This is a genomic window from Mesorhizobium sp. Cs1299R1N1 (assembly GCF_037179655.1).
Lineage (GTDB): Bacteria > Pseudomonadota > Alphaproteobacteria > Rhizobiales > Rhizobiaceae > Mesorhizobium > Mesorhizobium salmacidum.
Genome location: NZ_JAPYKR010000009.1, coordinates 186,160 through 203,595, shown reverse-complemented (window position 1 = coordinate 203,595; position 17,436 = coordinate 186,160). Strand labels below are relative to the sequence as shown.

At 65.7% G+C, this 17,436-nt stretch carries 12 protein-coding genes; 4 read left to right on the top strand and 8 right to left on the bottom strand.

The annotated features are described in order from the left end of the window. Positions 1–60: 60 nt before the first annotated feature. The 4 genes from trpB to O7A70_RS20860 all read left to right on the top strand — a co-directional run bounded on the left by trpB (position 61) and on the right by O7A70_RS20860 (position 4,591). Entirely contained in the window at positions 61–1,281 is a 1,221-nt protein-coding gene (gene trpB / locus O7A70_RS20875; RefSeq protein WP_027143875.1) for a tryptophan synthase subunit beta, read from the top strand. Positions 1,282–1,283: 2 nt separating this feature from the next. Further along, the gene (gene trpA / locus O7A70_RS20870) at positions 1,284–2,123 is read left to right on the top strand and encodes a tryptophan synthase subunit alpha (RefSeq protein ID WP_027143876.1); all 840 of its coding nucleotides are present in this window, start codon (positions 1,284–1,286) and stop codon (positions 2,121–2,123) included. A gap of 47 nt (positions 2,124–2,170) precedes the next feature. Beyond that, positions 2,171–3,097: an acetyl-CoA carboxylase, carboxyltransferase subunit beta gene (gene accD, locus O7A70_RS20865; protein WP_442921197.1), complete on the top strand. Its 927-nt coding sequence runs from the start codon at positions 2,171–2,173 to the stop codon at positions 3,095–3,097. Positions 3,098–3,265: 168 nt separating this feature from the next. Continuing rightward, positions 3,266–4,591, top strand: a complete 1,326-nt coding sequence (locus tag O7A70_RS20860) for a bifunctional folylpolyglutamate synthase/dihydrofolate synthase (protein ID WP_337142071.1) — start codon at positions 3,266–3,268, stop codon at positions 4,589–4,591. Between the two features lie 87 nt (positions 4,592–4,678). Here O7A70_RS20860 and O7A70_RS20855 read toward each other — a convergent pair whose 3' ends face one another. The 8 genes from O7A70_RS20855 to O7A70_RS20820 all read right to left on the bottom strand — a co-directional run bounded on the left by O7A70_RS20855 (position 4,679) and on the right by O7A70_RS20820 (position 17,299). Beyond that, positions 4,679–4,927, bottom strand: a complete 249-nt coding sequence (locus O7A70_RS20855) for a plasmid stabilization protein (RefSeq protein WP_337142069.1) — start codon at positions 4,925–4,927, stop codon at positions 4,679–4,681. Positions 4,928–5,053: 126 nt separating this feature from the next. Beyond that, positions 5,054–5,335, bottom strand: coding sequence for a cupin domain-containing protein (locus O7A70_RS20850; RefSeq protein ID WP_140506860.1), 282 nt, complete (start codon positions 5,333–5,335; stop codon positions 5,054–5,056). A gap of 131 nt (positions 5,336–5,466) precedes the next feature. Then, the gene (trxA, locus tag O7A70_RS20845; protein ID WP_337142067.1) at positions 5,467–5,790 is read right to left on the bottom strand and encodes a thioredoxin; all 324 of its coding nucleotides are present in this window, start codon (positions 5,788–5,790) and stop codon (positions 5,467–5,469) included. Positions 5,791–5,864: 74 nt separating this feature from the next. Continuing rightward, positions 5,865–9,371, bottom strand: a complete 3,507-nt coding sequence (addA, locus tag O7A70_RS20840) for a double-strand break repair helicase AddA (protein ID WP_337142066.1) — start codon at positions 9,369–9,371, stop codon at positions 5,865–5,867. Beyond that, positions 9,368–12,502 carry a double-strand break repair protein AddB gene (addB, locus tag O7A70_RS20835; RefSeq protein ID WP_337142065.1) on the bottom strand — a complete coding sequence of 1,045 codons (3,135 nt, stop codon included), beginning with the start codon at positions 12,500–12,502 and terminating at the stop codon, positions 9,368–9,370. The genes addA and addB overlap by 4 nt, the downstream gene beginning before the upstream one ends. Next, positions 12,499–13,227: a nucleotidyltransferase family protein gene (locus tag O7A70_RS20830; protein WP_337142063.1), complete on the bottom strand. Its 729-nt coding sequence runs from the start codon at positions 13,225–13,227 to the stop codon at positions 12,499–12,501. Before O7A70_RS20830 ends, addB begins: the two co-directional genes overlap by 4 nt. Continuing rightward, positions 13,224–14,735 (bottom strand): tRNA (adenosine(37)-N6)-threonylcarbamoyltransferase complex ATPase subunit type 1 TsaE, encoded by a 1,512-nt coding sequence (tsaE, locus tag O7A70_RS20825; RefSeq protein ID WP_337142062.1) that lies wholly within the window; start codon positions 14,733–14,735, stop codon positions 13,224–13,226. The genes O7A70_RS20830 and tsaE overlap by 4 nt, the downstream gene beginning before the upstream one ends. An 8-nt stretch (positions 14,736–14,743) precedes the next feature. Next, the gene (locus O7A70_RS20820; RefSeq protein ID WP_337142061.1) at positions 14,744–17,299 is read right to left on the bottom strand and encodes a sensor histidine kinase; all 2,556 of its coding nucleotides are present in this window, start codon (positions 17,297–17,299) and stop codon (positions 14,744–14,746) included. Positions 17,300–17,436: the final 137 nt, after the last annotated feature.

Sequence of the window (17,436 nt, the reverse complement as noted above, 5' to 3'; positions counted from 1 at the left end):
AAAGTGGGAACCGGTTTTCCGACAGGGACATGCTCAAAGTACAGATCTAGGAGATCGGCGATGAACAAGCCGGCGACACCCAATTCCTTCCGCACCGGGCCCGACGAACAGGGCATGTTCGGCATTTTCGGCGGTCGTTTCGTCGCCGAAACGCTGATGCCGCTGATCCTCGACCTGGAGAAGAACTGGAACGAGGTCAAGAACGATCCGGATTTCAGGGCTGAGCTGACCGACCTGTCGACCCACTATGCCGGGCGGCCCTCGAAGCTCTATTTCGCCGAAGGCCTGACAAAGCATCTTGGCGGCGCGAAAGTCTATTTCAAGCGCGAGGATTTGAACCACACCGGCTCGCACAAGATCAACAATTGCCTCGGCCAGATCCTGCTGGCCAAGCGCATGGGCAAGAAGCGCATCATCGCCGAGACCGGCGCCGGCCAGCATGGCGTGGCGTCCGCGACCGTCGCCGCCCGCTTCGGCTTTCCCTGTGTCGTCTATATGGGCGCGACCGACGTTGCCCGGCAAAGCCCCAACGTCTTCCGCATGAAGCTGCTGGGCGCCGAAGTGCGGCCAGTCACCGCTGGCCACGGCACGCTGAAGGACGCCATGAACGAAGCCCTTCGTGACTGGGTGACCAATGTCGAGGACACCTATTACCTGATCGGCACCGCCGCTGGTCCGCACCCCTATCCGGAGCTGGTGCGCGACTTCCAGTCGGTGATCGGTACCGAGGCCCGCGCGCAGATTCTCGAACAGGAGGGACGGCTGCCCGACACCATCATCGCCGCTGTCGGCGGCGGCTCCAACGCCATCGGCATGTTCCATCCCTTCCTCGATGACAAGGACGTTCGCATCATCGGCATCGAAGCGGGCGGGCGCGGCCTCGACGGCATCGAGCATTGCGCTTCGATGAATGCCGGCTCTCCCGGTGTGCTGCATGGCAACCGCACCTATCTCCTGCAGAACGCCGACGGCCAGATCATGGACGGCCATTCGATTTCGGCCGGCCTCGATTATCCCGGCGTCGGTCCGGAGCATTCGTGGCTGCGCGACTCGGGCCGTGTCGAGTATGTGCCTATCCTCGACGACGAGGCGCTTGAAGCCTTCAAGCTGACGACGCGCGTCGAAGGCATCATCCCGGCGCTGGAATCGGCGCACGCCATCGCCCATGCCGTCAAGATCGTACCCGCCATGGACAAGGACCAGATCGTCATCGTCAACCTGTCCGGCCGTGGCGACAAGGACGTGCACACGGTGGCCTCGATGCTGGGCATGGAGATCTGATCATGGCAACCCGCATCGACCGCCGCATGGCAAAGCTCAGGAACGAAGGCCGTCCGGCGCTCGTCACCTATTTCATGGGTGGCGACCCCGACTATGCAACCTCGCTGTCGATCATGAAGGCGCTGCCGGGCGCCGGCTCGGACGTCATCGAGCTCGGCATGCCGTTTTCCGACCCGATGGCCGACGGCCCGGCGATTCAGGCCGCCGGCCTCAGGGCGCTGAAAGGCGGCCAGACGCTGGTCAAGACGCTGAAGATGGCGTCGGACTTCCGCGCCGGCGACGATGAAACGCCGATCGTGCTGATGGGCTACTACAATCCGATCTACATCTACGGCGTCGACCGCTTCCTGAAGGATGCGATTGCCAGCGGCATTGACGGGCTGATCGTCGTCGACCTGCCGCCGGAGATGGACGAGGAACTCTGCATCCCGGCGTTGAAGGCCGGCATCAACTTCATTCGGCTGGCGACGCCGACCACCGACGACAAGCGCCTGCCCAAGGTGCTGCAGAACACGTCCGGCTTCGTCTACTACGTGTCGATGACCGGTATCACCGGCTCGGCGCTTGCCGACACAGGCAAGGTCGCCACGGCGGTCCAGCGTATCAAGGGTCACACCAACCTGCCGGTCTGCGTCGGTTTCGGTGTCAAGACCGCCGAACAGGCGCGCGTCATCGGCGCCAACGCCGACGGCGTGGTCGTCGGCACGGCGATCGTCAATGCGGTTGCCAATGTGCTGGGGCCGAAGGGCGAAAAGACCGCTGATCCGGCCGAGGCGGTCGCAACGCTGGTCAGCGGCCTTGCGCAAGGCGTGCGCTCGGCCCGCCTTGCTGCTGCCGAATAGTCTTCCTACTCTCTTCCCAACTCTTCGTCAGGACAGGAGCCGAAGCGATGAACTGGATCACCAATTACGTTCGCCCGAAGATCAACTCGATGCTCGGCCGGCGTACCGACATGCCCGAGAATCTCTGGATCAAGGATCCCGAGACCGGCGAGATGGTGTTCCACAAGGACCTGGAATCCAACCAGTTCGTCATCCCGTCCTCCGGCCATCACATGAAGATCTCGGCCAAGGAGCGGCTGAAATTCTTCTTTGATGACGGCAAGTACGAGACCCTGGACAATCCCAAGGTCATGCAGGATCCGCTGAAGTTCCGCGACGAGAAACGCTATGTCGACCGGCTGAAGGACGCCAAGGCCAAGACCGGCCTGGAAGACGCCATTATCAATGCGCTGGGGACCGTCGAGGGCCTGCCAGTCGTGGTGACGGTGCAGGATTTCGCTTTCATGGGCGGCTCGCTCGGCATGGCGGCGGGTGATGCCATCGTGCATGGCTTCGAGGTCGCCTTGCAGCGCAAGCGACCGCTGATCCTGTTCGCCGCTTCCGGTGGCGCCCGCATGCAGGAAGGTATCCTGTCGCTGATGCAGCTGCCGCGCACCACGGTCGGCGTCGACCGGCTGAAGGAAGCCGGCCTTCCCTACGTTGTCGTGCTGACCAACCCGACCACCGGCGGCGTCACCGCCTCCTACGCCATGCTGGGCGATGTGCACATCGCCGAGCCAGGAGCGTTGATCGGTTTTGCCGGTCCGCGCGTCATCGAGCAGACCATCCGCGAGAAATTGCCGGACGGCTTCCAACGCTCCGAGTATCTGATGGAGCACGGCATGGTAGACATGGTGGTGTCCAGGCTGGAAATGCGCCAGACGATCGCGCGGCTTTTGAAAATGCTGCTCAAGATGCCCGAGGAGCAAAAGCCGCTGGAACCGGAAATCATGCCGCCGGCCGCGCTTGCCGCCGAAGTCCGGCCGCAAGCTTGACGCTACAATGGCCGGCCGCGACACCGGCCTGACGTGAGACTGGCCTGACGCGACATTGGCCGCCGCGGACAGCGATTGCGCAGCATCCGTGGCGCGCTGTAGCCTTTTGATAGCCGTGGTCATTGCGGGAGCGATTCTGGCTCTCGGGCCATGCGCCGGGATTGTGCCATGACGACGCTTGCCGCCGACCGCGAAATCGAAGCCCTGATGGCGCTTCACCCGAAAGGCTTTGACCTTTCGCTCGACCGCATCACGCGGCTCCTGGAGCGGCTGGGCAATCCGCAGGACCTGCTGCCGCCGGTCATCCACATCGCCGGCACCAACGGCAAGGGTTCCTGCGCCGCCTTCTCACGGGCGCTGCTGGAAGCTTCCGGCCGGCTCATCCATGTCCACACCTCGCCGCATCTGGTCAGCTGGCACGAGCGCTACAGGCTTGCGGCCGAGGGCGGCGGCAGGCTGGTCGACGATGACATCTTCGCCGAGGCCATTGCCCGCGTCGCCAAGGCCAATGCAGGCCAGAAGATCACCGTCTTCGAGATCCTCACCGCCGTCACCTTCGTCCTGTTTTCGGAACATCCGGCCGATGCCGCCATCATCGAGGTCGGTCTTGGCGGCCGCTTCGATGCCACCAATGTCATCGCGCGGCCGGCCGTGTCGGTGATCATGCCGGTGTCGATGGACCATGAGGCCTATCTCGGCGACCGTGTCGAGTTGATCGCCGCCGAAAAGGCCGGCATCATGAAACGCGGCTGCCCGGTGGTCATCGGCGCGCAGGAAAGCGAGACCGCGCTGCAGACGCTGATCGACACCGCGGAGCGGCTGGAATGTCCGACCCTGGTCTATGGCCAGGATTTTCTGGCTTTCGAGGAAAACGGCCGCATGGTCTACCAGGACGATGATGGCCTGATGGACCTGCCATCACCGCGTCTGCTCGGTCGCCACCAATTTGCGAATGCGGCGGCGGCGATCGCCGCGGTCAAGGCCGCCGGTTTCGAGATCAGCCACCGCGCCGCCGAGAAGGCGATGACCAACGTCGCCTGGCCGGGCCGTATGCAGAAGCTGGTGCAGGGCCGGCTAGCGGAACTTGCGCCGAAGGGCGCCGACATCTGGCTCGACGGCGGCCACAATCCGGGTGCCGGCGTGGTCGTCGCCGAAGCGCTGGCCGAGCAGGAGGAAAAGAACCCGCGCCCACTGTTCCTCATCTCGGGCATGATCAACACCAAGGACCAGAGCGGCTATTTCCGCGCCTTCAAGGGCCTGGTCAAGCATGTCTACACGGTGCCGGTGAGCCAGAGCGACGCCGGCGTGCCAAACGACGAACTGGCCATCCGCGCCACGGAAGCCGGGCTGACAGCCGAACCGGTAAACTCCGTCGCCAGCGCCCTGATGCTGCTGCGCGACACCTGGGACGGCCCGACGCCGCGCATTCTGATCGGGGGGTCGCTTTATCTCGCAGGCGCGGTCCTGGCCGAAAACGGCACGCCGCCTACCTGAGGGGGCTACAGTTTCGACGCCTGCAGCGGAAATGTCTACTTCAGCCACATACCTTGGTCCTCGATCCGCTTCAGGTATCGACGAAAATCAAAGCTCAACTCCGGGATGAACCTGGCGACCTTCGCGAATAACTTTCGCCAGATCGATGTCGACGCCACTGCTTGCGGTCAGGCTGGCGTGGAAGGTGGAGGCAGGTTCGCGGCCAGCTTCCCGAATCTCGTAGAATTCAAGCGCGCGTTCGACCACTTCGGCTATCGAACGATTTTCACGACGAGCTAGCCTATGAGCCAGGTCGCGTGCCTTTGCACTGCGGACTGAGAGCTGTGATTTGCCCATTTTTAACTCCCTTTTGGAAGAAACATACGCCGATCGTTTCTGCCATCAAGATGGAGGTGATGGCCCGCCTTCACACAACCGACTGAGTGAATGGACTTCCAGCGCGGCAATCAGTGGCCAAGGCCTTTACTTCAGCTCGATCTCGATAAAAGCGTACTCGCCCTCGTTGGCGCTGATGACGTCGTGTTCGACGCCCTCCTTGCGGAAGTAGGGGGAACCTTTCTTCATTTCGGCGAAGGTTTCGCCGTCCTTGGTCACCAGCTTCAGCTTGCCGTCCATCAGCGGGACCACGACATAGTCGTGGCCGTGGCGATGCCAGCCGGTATTGTCGCCCGGCTGGAAGCGGTATTCGGTGACGATGACACGCTCATTGTCGATGAAGACTGTGGCCTTGGCGGATCCGGTCATTTCTCTCTCCTGCTTCTGCTGCCAACAGAAGACATGGAGAGCCCCGACGTGAGTGCCAGGGCGGCGCACCGATGGCGCCAACAAAAAGCCCGGCGCGATGGCCGGGCTTGATATCCGAAATTCGGAATGGATCAGGTGAGATTGCCATTGACCCAGTGCGACAGCGCGGTCTTGGGCGCGGCGCCAACCTTGATGTCGGCCACTTCGCCGCCCTTGAAGATCATCAGCGTCGGGATCGAGCGCACGCCAAACTGGGCGGCAAGCTCGGGATTCTCGTCGATGTTCAGCTTGGCGATCTTGACCTTGGCGCCGAGTTCAGCGGCGATGTCCTCAAGCGCCGGTGCGATCATCTTGCAGGGGCCGCACCACTCCGCCCAGAAATCAACCACGACCGGTACCTGGGCATTGAGCACATCGGCCTGGAAATTGTTCTTGTCGACCTTGACGGTGGTCATGCGGAAATCCTTTCGAAATTTTTTGCCGCACCAAATGTGGTGGTTGTCGCGCCCTTCTTCAAGCAGTTCTTGTGTCACGCTCCCGTGAGTCGGGCAAGGGCGTCGTCCATGGCCCGGGCCGGCAGGTCGATCAGCCTTGGCGCTTCGGTGAACAGCAGGGCCGCCTTGACCTCCCGCCCGGGATAAAGCGGCTGCAGCAGGGCGCGATACAGCGCGAGTTGGAGCAGGTAGGCCGGCGGGACTTCGGCCAGGGAAGCGGGTGCGGGCCTGTTGGTCTTGTAGTCGACGATCGAAACCGTATCCGCTGTCACCGCCAACCGGTCGATCTTGCCGGAGATGGAGCGGATTTTGCCCTTGACCTCAAGGCTGCCCATGATCGCGACCTCGGCACGTGACGACGGCGCGAACAGTTGACCGAGGCCGGGCTCGGCAAGGATGGCCACGACCGATGCCAGGGCTTTTTGGCGCTCGGCTTGCGGCCACGCCGCACCCGTTCGCGAGAGGTAACGCTCTGCCGCACTTTGGCGGTCGCTCTCGGCAATGCCGGGCAACATCTGCAGCAGTTTGTGGAGGGCGAGCCCGCGCAGCACGGCAAAACCCGGCTCGGCATCGACATCCAGCACCGGCGAGGCCTTGTCGACCACCGCTTCCTTGCCTTCCTCAATCAGCGCCGAGGCGCCCGACGGCGACAATGGACGCGGTAGGTCCTCGAAAGGCGGCAAGGGCCGGAACAAGGTCGCCGGCAACGGACCGAACGCATCGACCTGCCGCGCCTGCTCGCCCAGGCTTGGCGTAACCGGCGGCAGTTTGGTGACGTGAAAACGGTAGACAGGCTCGCCGCCGGCCGGATGCGGACGCTGTTCGCTTTCGGGCGCGCCGCTCAGCGCCCGGCTGACGATCGAATGCCAGGTGCCGCTGTTCGGCGCCCGCTTGCCGTGATAGCCGCAGACGATCAACCGGTCCTCGGCGCGCGTCATGCCGACATAGAGCAGCCGGCGGTACTCGTCGTCGGCGAGTTCGCGGGCGCGAGCGGCGGCCGTTTTCGAAAAGCCGTTGGCGACGTCGCTCGCCGAACGCCAGAGATAGCCCTTACCGTCCCAATGTCGACCCGAGCCGTCGAAAGGCATCAGGCGCGGCAAATGCTGGTCGCTGAACGGGGCGGAACCGCCGTCGACCAGGAACACAACCGGCGCCTCCAGGCCCTTGGCCGCGTGCACGGTCATCACCCTGACCTCGTCACGGGTCTGGTCCATCTCGCGTTTGATCTCGGGGCCGGCGTTTTCCAGCGTCGACAGGAAGGCTTCCAGCCCGGGCAGGCCGGTCCGCTCCTCGGCAAGGCAGAAGCTCAGGAACTCGTCGAGGATATCGCCGGCTTCCGGCCCGAGCCGCGCGATCATCTTGCGGCGCACGCCATCGCGCGCCAGCAGGGCGGCATAGAACTCGAACACTGGCTTGAAGGCGGCCTCGTCAGCCCAGGCGTCGAGTTGCGCAACGATCGCCGCTAGCGCTTCGCTTTCGCCGGCATGCTGGCGCAGCGATACCGCCAGCGACACGCCGGGCGGCCTCTGTGCGGCGAGCGTGAACAGCGTCTCCTCCGTCAGGTCGAAGACCGGACTGCGCAGCAGAGCGGCGAGCGACAGGTCGTCCTGCGGCTGGATCAGCAGATGGCCGAGCGCGATCAGGTCCTTGACCGCGATATGTCCGGGCAGGCTCAGCCGGTCGGCGCCGGCAACCGGAATGTCGCGCCGCTTGAGCGCGCGGGTCAGCGCGTGGACGAAGCTGTCGCGCTTGCGCACCAGCACCAGCACGTCGCCCGGCCGCAGCCGCTTGCCACGGCCCTCGATGATTTCGCCCTTGCCGATCCAGCCGGCGATGGTGGCCGCGACATTCTCGGCGACGCGCACCGCCGGTGCATGGGCATGGTCGATGGCTTGCGCCCAGTCATCGGGCTCGTCGACGGCCTCGGCGCCGATCGACGGCCAGACCTCGACATAGCCCGGCGCATCGCTGCGGATCGCCTTGTGGCTCAGCGGATCGGGGTCGTGGCTGATGCCGCGCCGCACGATTGGATCGGCAAAGACGCGGTCGACGGCGGCCAGCACATCGTCCGTGGAGCGGAACGACCAGGTCAGCTTGAGGTCGGCGAAGGACGCCTCGGCGTCGCGCACCCGTCCGGCGAACAACAACCGGCTGTCGGCGAACGAGTCGGGTGCCGCGCCCTGGAAGGAGTAGATCGACTGCTTCTCGTCGCCGACGGCGAAGACCGTGCGGTGGACCCGGTCGCGAGCGCCAAAGCCGGCAAAGAATTCTTCCGCCAGCCGCTTCACCACCTTCCATTGATCCGGGCTGGTGTCCTGCGCCTCGTCGAGCAGGATGTGATCGATGCCCTGATCGAGCTTGTACTGCACCCAAGGGCCGGCATCGGGCCGCGCCAAGAGGTTTACCGTGCGGGTGATCAGGTCGTTGAAGTCGAGAAAGCCGCGGCTGCGTTTCAACACTTCGTAGCGCGCGATCAGCCAGTCGGCGATGGTGAGCGCCGCGCGTGTGCCTTCCAGCATCCGGAACAGCGCCAGCCGGTCGGCGGTCTCCATGATGGCGCTGGCCGCCGAGAGATAGCGCTCGGCGAGATCTGGCAGCCGGTCGGTCAACGCCTTCTTGAAGGCGTTTGCCGGATCGTAAGGGGCGCCATCGGTCTTGAGGAAGGCTCTTGCCAGCAACTGCAGCCGGCGAACGGGGTCGCTCTCGGCGAAGGCTAGGCGCGCATAAGGCAGGATGTTGTTTAGCGCCGATCTGGCGTCGGTGGCTTCGGCGGCCCGGACAAAGCCGGCAAAATAGTCCGGCAGGAAGCCAGGCAGCGGCCATACAGATGCCGCTATGCCTTCGGCGGCCTGGCCGGGCTGGAAATGAAATTCATCGAACAAGGGCTGGAAGCCGTCACGCCCGACGGCATCGAGGAAATGGCGCAACCCGTCGCGCTTGCGCACAATTTCACCAAGCAACGCGTCGAGACCGGCCTCGCCCCCACGTTCCAGCACGGTGGCGAAAGCCTCGGCCAAATTCCTGTCGCCGGCGGCGGAGATCATCTCGCGGCGCGCGGCGGCAAAAAGCGAGGCCTCCATCTGGCTGTCAAGCATTTCGAAATGGGCGGGAATATTGGCTTCCAGCGGGAACTGATGCAGCACGGATTCGCAGAAAGCGTGGATCGTCTGGATTTTCAGCCCGCCAGGCGTCTCCAGGGCCTCGGCGAACAGGCGGCGGGCTCTGCGCATGGTGTCGCGATCGGGCCGGCGTCCCTCCAACGCCTCGACTTTGGACGCCAGGTCGGCGTCACTGAGCGTCGTCCACTCCGACAGCGTCGAAAAAACCCGGTTCGACATGTTGGCGGCCGCGGCGCGCGTATAGGTCAGGCACAGTATCTTCGACGGGTCGGTGCCGTTGAGCAGCAGCCGGATGACACGCTGGGCAAGCACATGGGTCTTGCCTGATCCCGCATTGGCCGACACCCAGGCGGAATTGCCGGGATCGGCGGCGCGCGCCTGGCTCGAAGCGGTATCGGTCGGGATCGGATAGGCTTTCTTCATGCCTCCCCTCCCTCATCCCCGGCGTCTCCGCCGGCGGACCATTCGAGCACGCGGGCGAGATGGTCGTAGTCGCCATCGGTTTCGCCTTCGCGAAACGGCAGCGCGCGCGACCGATAGCCGGTCGCCGGGTCGGCATAGTGGATCAGCAGTTTCTCCAGCCGCGCCCAGGCTTCCTCGGCGAGATCGGCCGCGGTGCGTGGCTGGCGGTTGTGTTCGAGTATGGATTCCTCGAACACCTCGCCATTCGGCTTCAGCCTGATGAAGGCCAGTTGCGACGGCTCGCGCGCGCCCAGGTCCTTGAACGCGCCACGCCTGAGCAGTGCGCCCTCCAGCGCCAGCTGAGGCGCCAGCAGCGTATGCGCCTGCGCCTTGGAAGGCGAAGAGCCGGTCTTGTAGTCCAGAATGTCCGCCATGCCGCCTGCCAGCAGATCGACACGGTCGGCATAGCCGGACAGCGTCACGCCGGACTGTCCGACGACGGTCTTGCCGGCGCGCTCCTCGGCATGCCGCTGGACCACCGCGTCGGCGCGCGTGCGCTCCCATTCGATGATGTTGGCGGCGAGCTTTTCGAAACGCGGCCACCACACCGCCTCGACATCGGCTGGAAGCGCTGCCTCGGCGAAACAGGCGCGGCCGGCGGCGATGAGCCCGGCCAGCGCGTCCGGCGCGCGCGGGTCCGCCACCTCGGACGAGAAGAGATGCAGGATGGCGTGAAAAAGCGTGCCGCGCTCGGCCGCACCCGGATCGCGGATGAGCGGATCGAGCGGCATCAGGCCGAGGACCCTTCGGGCATAGACGGCGTAGGGGTCGCGGCGCAGCGTCTCGATCTCGGTGACGGAGAAATGCGTTGGACGCACCGACAGCGGCGGCTTCGGCAGCGGCCGTGGCGCGAAATCCCGCTTCGGCCCTGTGTCGAGCGCGCGTGCCCAGGCAAGCAGCTCATCGCCGCGCCGGCGCAGTGCTGCCGCCTGGTCGTTGCCGATGAAGGTGACCAGCCGCTGCAACCAGCGCGAAGGCACCGCGGGTGCGTCGCCGGCACGCGCCGAGCGCGCCAGCACCACGTGTCTCGCGCTCATGGCCATCTGGAAATCATGCGCGGCGAGGCCGATGCGCCGCTCCGGCGGCTCGAGATCGATGCCGGTCTTCATCAGCCGCGACATGAAGCGGTCGCTCTCCGGCTTGCGCGGCCAGACCCCTTCGTTGAGCCCGCCGATGACCAGCGTATCGACATCCTGCAGCCGGGCTTCCAAGGCGCCCCAGATGGCGATGTTCCTGTCGGTGCCTTGCGCCGGCTTGACGGTCTCGGGCGCGATCAGCGCCTCCAACACATCGGGCCATTCGCTCGCCGCGAACGACAGCGATGCCGAAGCCGCGACCAGCCCGCGCAGCAGTTCGGCGAGCTTTTCGCCGGCGTCGCCGGCGTAAAGTTCGCCAAGGCCGCCATCAGCGGAACGGCCGAGATTCTCCAGGGCAACGACGCTGGCTTCGACCAGCGCGGCAAGGTCGGCTTCCGCCTGGCCGCGAAAGGCCGAAAGCGACGCCAGCGCTTGCTTGAGACGCCCAAGCAAATTCCGCGCGCCTTCGATGGAGCGCACGGTCAGGCGGGCAAACCAGAAGGGCGGTCGGCTGTCACCGCCGAGCCCGGTGAGGCGGGCCTCGAAAAGGTCCGGCAGCGAAGCGATGTCGGGGCGGCCGGTACCGCCGCGCAGCGCCACCAGCTCGACCAGTTCCGCCGCGTGGCGCACTTCAGCGCGTTCCAAGCCAAGGCCAAGCAAGGGATGCTTGAGCAGCGACAACAGGCCGACCGGATCGCCCGGCCGGAACACCGCTTCGTGCGCCAGCCTGAGGAGGCTGGCTGCCGGGGTGTTGGAAAGCGGCGTGCCGCCGGAATCGTCTGCAACGACACCGAAGCGCTTGAGCTCGACGCTGACGCGGCGTGCCAGCGCGCGGTCACCGGTGACGAGCGCCGCTCTCTGGCCCGGTGCTTCGACCGCACGCTTGAGCGCGACGGCGATGGCGACGGCCTCATCGCGCTCGCTTGCTGCTTCGAGCAGCGTCACGTCGGCGAAGGCGCCGGCAATATCGGACGCCGAAAACCCGTTTCGCGTCTCGGCCCACAATTCGGTGGTCTCGGCCGGCCGCAGCGCCTCGCCGACAAGGGCCGCGCGGAGCCCAAGCTTTGGCTCGGCCGCACCGATCTCCTCGACATCGCCGCGCAGCACGCCGATCTTGCCGATCAGCTTCGCCAGGCCGTATTGCGGATGGCCAAGCACGGCTGGACGCGCGCCGGGTGCGACGAGCGCCTGGAAGGAGGCTTCGTCCAGCATCTGGTCGAGCCCGGGCAGCACGATGGCGCCGCCGGAGAGGCCGGCAATGGTCGCAAGCAGCTCGGCCGTGGCGGGGATAGAGCCGGTGGACCCTGCGGCTATGACCGGCCCTGCAGGCGGATTGCGCCCCAGCCGCGCCGCTTCGGCACGGATCAGGGCGCTGCGATGCGCGGCCGGGTTGGAGCGGTCGCTCTCTTCGAGGAATCTCGGCCAGGCATCGGTGACGATGCCGAGGAATTCGAGCGTCACCTGCCACCATCCGGCAAGGTTCCCGCTCACCAGGCCACCGAGTTTGGCCCAGTCGGTGCCTTCCGTCTCGATCTCGTCCATCAGCCCGGCCAGATCGCGCGCCAGCCAGATCGCGTCGGCGGTGGAGGCCGGGACGACGATCTCCTCGGCGAAGAGGGCCGCGACATGGGCGGGCAACCGGCGTTTCCACGCCCGCACCAGCGGCGTCAGCAGTAACAGCCGCTCGGTGGCGGCGATCGGTGGCGCGAGATCGATTGCCGCGGTTGGCTCGGCATCGAACGCGGCCTCATCCTCGTCGAATTCGCCGAGCGGGCGGATCACCGGCAGGATCGTCGAACCGCCGCCGCCTCGCGCCTTCAGGCTGTCGACGAAGACGCCGCGCAAGGCACGTGCGGCGCGGCGCGTCGGCACATAGATGGTGACGTCGGCCAGGGCGAGCGGGTCGCCTTCGAAACGAAACCCGGGGACAAGACGGCCGTCAAGCAGCGCCTCGGCCAGCGTCGGCAGAAACGGCGCTCCGGAGGGAATGGAGAAAACGCGGCTTGAGCCGCTCATTGCGATCCGATGAGTGCACCGGCCGCCGCGTCTTCGGCGAGCGGAATGGCATCGGGCGTGCCGACGGTTATCCAGTGGCCATGCATCGGCATGCCGAACAGGCGGCCGCCGGCAATCGCCTTGTCGAAATAGGCATTGATCGAATGCGGTTCGGCTGGTGCGTCCTTGAACAGGCGCGGGTGGATGATCGCCGCGCCGGCATAGATCAGGCCGGCAGGATCGCCTTTTGAACGCCGCAGGGCGCCATCCGGCGCCACCAGGAAATCGGTGCTGCCACAGTGACCCGTCGCCTGATGGAGATCCGCCAGCATCAGCAGAATATCCATTTTCGCGGCGTCCCATGCAAGGGCAAGCCGCCCGAGATTGAGCGGGCCGTGGTCGATCCAGAATGTATCGGCGTTGAGGATGTAGAACGGCTCCCGGCCGAGCTCCGGCAGCGCCTTGACGATGCCGCCGGCGGAATCGAGCAGCCGGTCGCTCTCATCAGAAATGACGATGCGCGGCGCGCGGCGAGCGGCGACATGGGCGACGATCTGTTCGGGAAGATAATGAACATTGACCACCGCCTTGCCGACGCCGGCCGCAGCCAGGCTGTCTAGGCCCCAGTCGAGCAGCGTCTTGCCGGCGATCCGGACCAGAGGTTTGGGCATGGTGTCGGTAATCGGCCGCATGCGCTTGCCGAGCCCGGCGGCAAGAACGATGGCGGTCTCCGGTCTTGTTGTCACAGCGCTCGTTCCTCCAGCAGCCCGTGCGCGCTGTAGAAATCCCGCAGGTCGGCGAGCGCGGGATGCGACAGCGCCCGCCTGAGATAGTCGCGGATGCGCGGCAGGTGCTTGAGATAATAGGGTTTGCCGTCGCGTTTTTCGAGACGCACGAAAATGCCCAGAATCTTGGAATTGCGCTGCGCGGCCATGATTGCATAGGCTTCGAGGAAGCCTGCTTCATCGAAGTCGCCCGCTGCATGACGCGCCGCGACATAGGCATCGCGCGTCCGCTTCTCGATCTCGAGTGCCATGGTGACGCGGGCGTCCATGGCGAGCGAGGCGACGTCATAGGCCGAAGGCCCGATCAGCGCGTCCTGGACGTCGACGATGCCGAGCCGGTCGAGGCCGGACCGTTCGCCGCGCCAGATGATGTTGGGCGAGTGGAAGTCGCGCAGCATCAGCGTGTATTCGCTGCCTTGCAGCCGGTCGAGAAGCGCGTTCCATGTCTTGTGGTAGCCGGAACGCAGCGCGTCGCTCGCCGGGCCGCCCGATATCGCCGGCACGTACCAGTCGATCAGCAGGTCCGCCTCGATCAGCATGGCGTCGCGATCGAAGGGCGGCACGTCATGAACGACGCCTGGAGCCGCCTCCATCCGGTGAGGCCAGGCCTTGCCGTGCATCATGGCGAGCAGTTCGGCTGCCGCCTCGTAACGTTCGGCGACCGGCTCGCCATTGCCGTCGAGAAAGCCTTCCGAGCCTAGATGCTCGAGCAGCAGGAAACCCTGGTCGAGATCCTGCGCGTCGATCCTGGGCACCGCGACGCCGGCGGCCAGCAGCGCACGGTCGATGGCGACGAAGGCGGACACCGACTGCGCGGTGTGGGCGATCACCGCATAGGGTTTGCCGTCGCGCACGGGAGGGCCGAGCACCAGCCGCGGCGAGTTCATCAGCACGCGCGGCGCCTCGCCGGCGAGCGATACGATCTCGTAGGAGCGGGCCGAGGCATCGCCGATGAAATACCGGCGCCGCGCTTCCCCCCATCCGGCGCTCTCCAGAAAACCGCGCATGGCCAGTGAGCGTGCGACACGGTCGAAGGTCGCGCCATGCCCCGACAGTCGGGCCAGCCGGCCCTCGCCATGCTGGACGAGTTCGATCAGCACCGTCGTCTTGGGCAGGTAGCCGTCAGCCCGTTCCGGCCATTCGATAAGGGCTGCACCTTGCGCCAGCGCCTCCTCGAAGCCGAGTTCGTCCAGCTCGGCCGCCGACGACAGGCGGTAGAGATCGAAATGATGGACCGGGATGCGCGTGTCGTAGCTCTGCACCAGCGTGAAGGTCGGGCTCGGCACTTCGAGACCGGCATCGTCGGCCAGCGTCCGGATGAGCGCTCTTGCCAGCGTCGACTTGCCGGCGCCGAGATCGCCCTTGAGCGCCAGCACGTCGCCCACGCGCAGAGCCAGCGAAAGATCCTCACCCAGCCGCGCTGTCTGGGTCTCGTCGGCGAGCAAACGCTCCAGCACCGGTTCCGTCATCGAGCGCGCTACTCGGCCGCTGCGCGGATACCCGGCATGTCGGGAAAGGTGCAGATGACGGTCGTGCCCTTATCCCTGCCGGTTTCGATGCGAACGGCGCCGCCATGCAGTTCGACAAAGCTCTTGACGATCGACAGGCCGAGGCCGGCGCCGCGCCGGCGGCCGCCATTGGCGCGCGGCTCGAAGCGGCGGAACACCGAATCGAGCACGTCGGGCGGCATGCCGGGCCCGTCGTCGTGAACCGAGAACTCGACTCCGTCCGCCAGCTGGCGGCATGCCAGCCGGATGGTGCTGGCCTCCGGCGCGTAATTGGCGGCGTTGCTCAGCAGATTGTAGAGGATCTGGCGGATGCGGGTTTCGTCGCCATGGAAGGTCTTTGGCGCGGCGGCGGCGTCGACCGCGAGCCGGATCGAATGCTCCTCCAGCCGGTCGGCGACAAGCTCGGCGGCGGCCGCGATGGTGCGGTCGACATGCACTTCGGAAATATCGAGCTGCATGATGCCGGCATCGACCGTCGCCAGGTCGAGTATGTCGTTGACGATGGTCAGCAGCACCGATGAGGACGAGCCGACATGCTCGACATATTCGCGCTGCTTCTGCGTCAGCGGGCCGGTCGCCGGCAGCGACAGCAACTCGGTGAAGCCGATGATGTTGGTCAGCGGCGACCGCAGTTCATAGGACACATGCTGGACGAATTCGTTCTTGAGCTGGTCTGATTTCTCGAGCGCCTCGTTCCTGTCCTTGAGCGCGCGCTCGATGTGGACGCTGTCGGTGACGTCGACGAAGGTCATCATCACTTGCCCGTTGGGCAGCGGAATCACGGCGTAACGCAGCACGGTGCCGTTGTTGAGCTCGGTCTGGCCGTGGCGGTCGCGGCGCTCGTCGTCGAAGCCGGTGATGGCGGCGACGAAGCCGGGCCAGGGGCTCTCGACCGCTTGCCGATCGGACAGCTCGCGTATGGCCGATACGTGCACATTGGGCTTGGCGGCTTCCGCGTCCAATCCCCACAGCGTGGCAAAGGCCGGGTTCGACAGCCGCAGCCGGCCGTCGGGGCCGAACACCGCGACGCCTTCGGCGAGGTTGTCGAGCGTTTCGCCCTGGACCCGAACCGCGGTGCGGTAGCGGCTTTCGAGATCCATCTTCTCGGTCAGGTTCTCGAACACCCAGGTGACGCCGCCCTTGGGTTGCGGGTTGGCGACGACACGGATCGTCTTGCCATCCGGCAGGTGCCACCAGTGTTCCTGCGATTCGACCGCACGATAGGCGCTGAGCAGGCCTTCCTTCCAGCGGCGCCACTCCGGCTGTTCGGCGATCTTGCCCTCGCTGCGCAGCCGGTCGAGCAAAAGGGCGTTGTCGGGCGCGCTGTGCAGGAAGCCGCTATCGAGCCCCCACAGCTTTTGGAAAGCCTGGTTGAAGAAGCGCAGCTTCTCGTCGGTGTCGAAGATGGCGACAGCGGTGTTGAGCTGGTCGAGCGTATCGGCGTGGCTGCGCACGGTCCGCTCATATTCGCCACGGATAGCCTCGATGGCGCTGGTGTCGCAGGCAAGGCCGGCCGAACCGTCGGCGCCGGCAAAATCGGTCACGGCGAACACGCGGCGGTCGCCTTCGATCACCGTCGAAAGCGACTGCTCGAAGACCGGATGCGATTTGTGCTGCGTGGCGATGGCTTCGCGCGCCTGGCCGCCGAGGAATTCCTTGGCGTCACGCACGGCGGCTTCCGCGCTCTCGGCTTCGACCGCGTCGGCATAGGCCCGGTTGACCCATTTCAGGCGGCCATGCTCGTCACGCAGCCATGCCGGCATCTTCAGCGCCTCGAGCAGCCCGATCATCGTGTCATGGTCGGTGGCCAGCCGCTGGTTGTCGATCTTGAGCCGGGCCTGGCTGCGCTGCGTCTCGGAAAGCGAGACAAACCGCACCAGCACATGGGCCGCGCTCTTGCGGCCATGCACTTCCAGTGGAGCGCCGGCCTGGGATTCGATCACCAGGTCGAACGGCCTGCCTTTTTCGCGCAAACCCGCCACGGCATGTTCGAGTGCCGCCGCCGAACGCGGCATCAGCCAGCGGCCAAAGGCGAGGAACGCGGCCCGGTCCTCCGGCGCACCGCTTTCGGTCGGCAATGTGCCGATGAGTTCGGGTTTCTTGTTTTCCGAGGCCCAGACGACCACACGCTGGTCGCGCAGATTGAGCAGCGCTTCCGAACGCCGCAACGCCGCGCTGACATCGGCGACGCGGCTTCTCAGCTCGACATTCTCCGCCGAGGTACGCGCCCGTTCGCGGATGAGAACGATGGCCGACAGGAATGCCGTACCCGTCACGCCGACGAACACCGCCAGCTGTACGACCTCGATGGTGCTGATCGAAAGACTGGCCACGGCGGCGCCGGCGGTCTGGGCATGCGCGACCGCGCTCGCCAAGGGGCAGGCGAGAGCGGAGCCGGCAAGGAACAATCCCACACGGGCGCGCCATGAAAGGCGCTCGCCTCGCGGGGCGCAGCCCATGGTCCTCGACTCGTCATGGCCGCCGGAAACGGCCTTTCCCGCCTGAAGCGGGTTATCCCCCGGCATGTCTTGGTCCTCTTCGCCGCCTGAATGCAAGACCGCCCTGATGCGTTCGCCGGTCCTCGTCCCCGGACCCGCGAATCACAACAATAGCGCCTGCCGGAATCGGCGTGAAGAATCATTCGGTGCAAAAATAAAGCCGG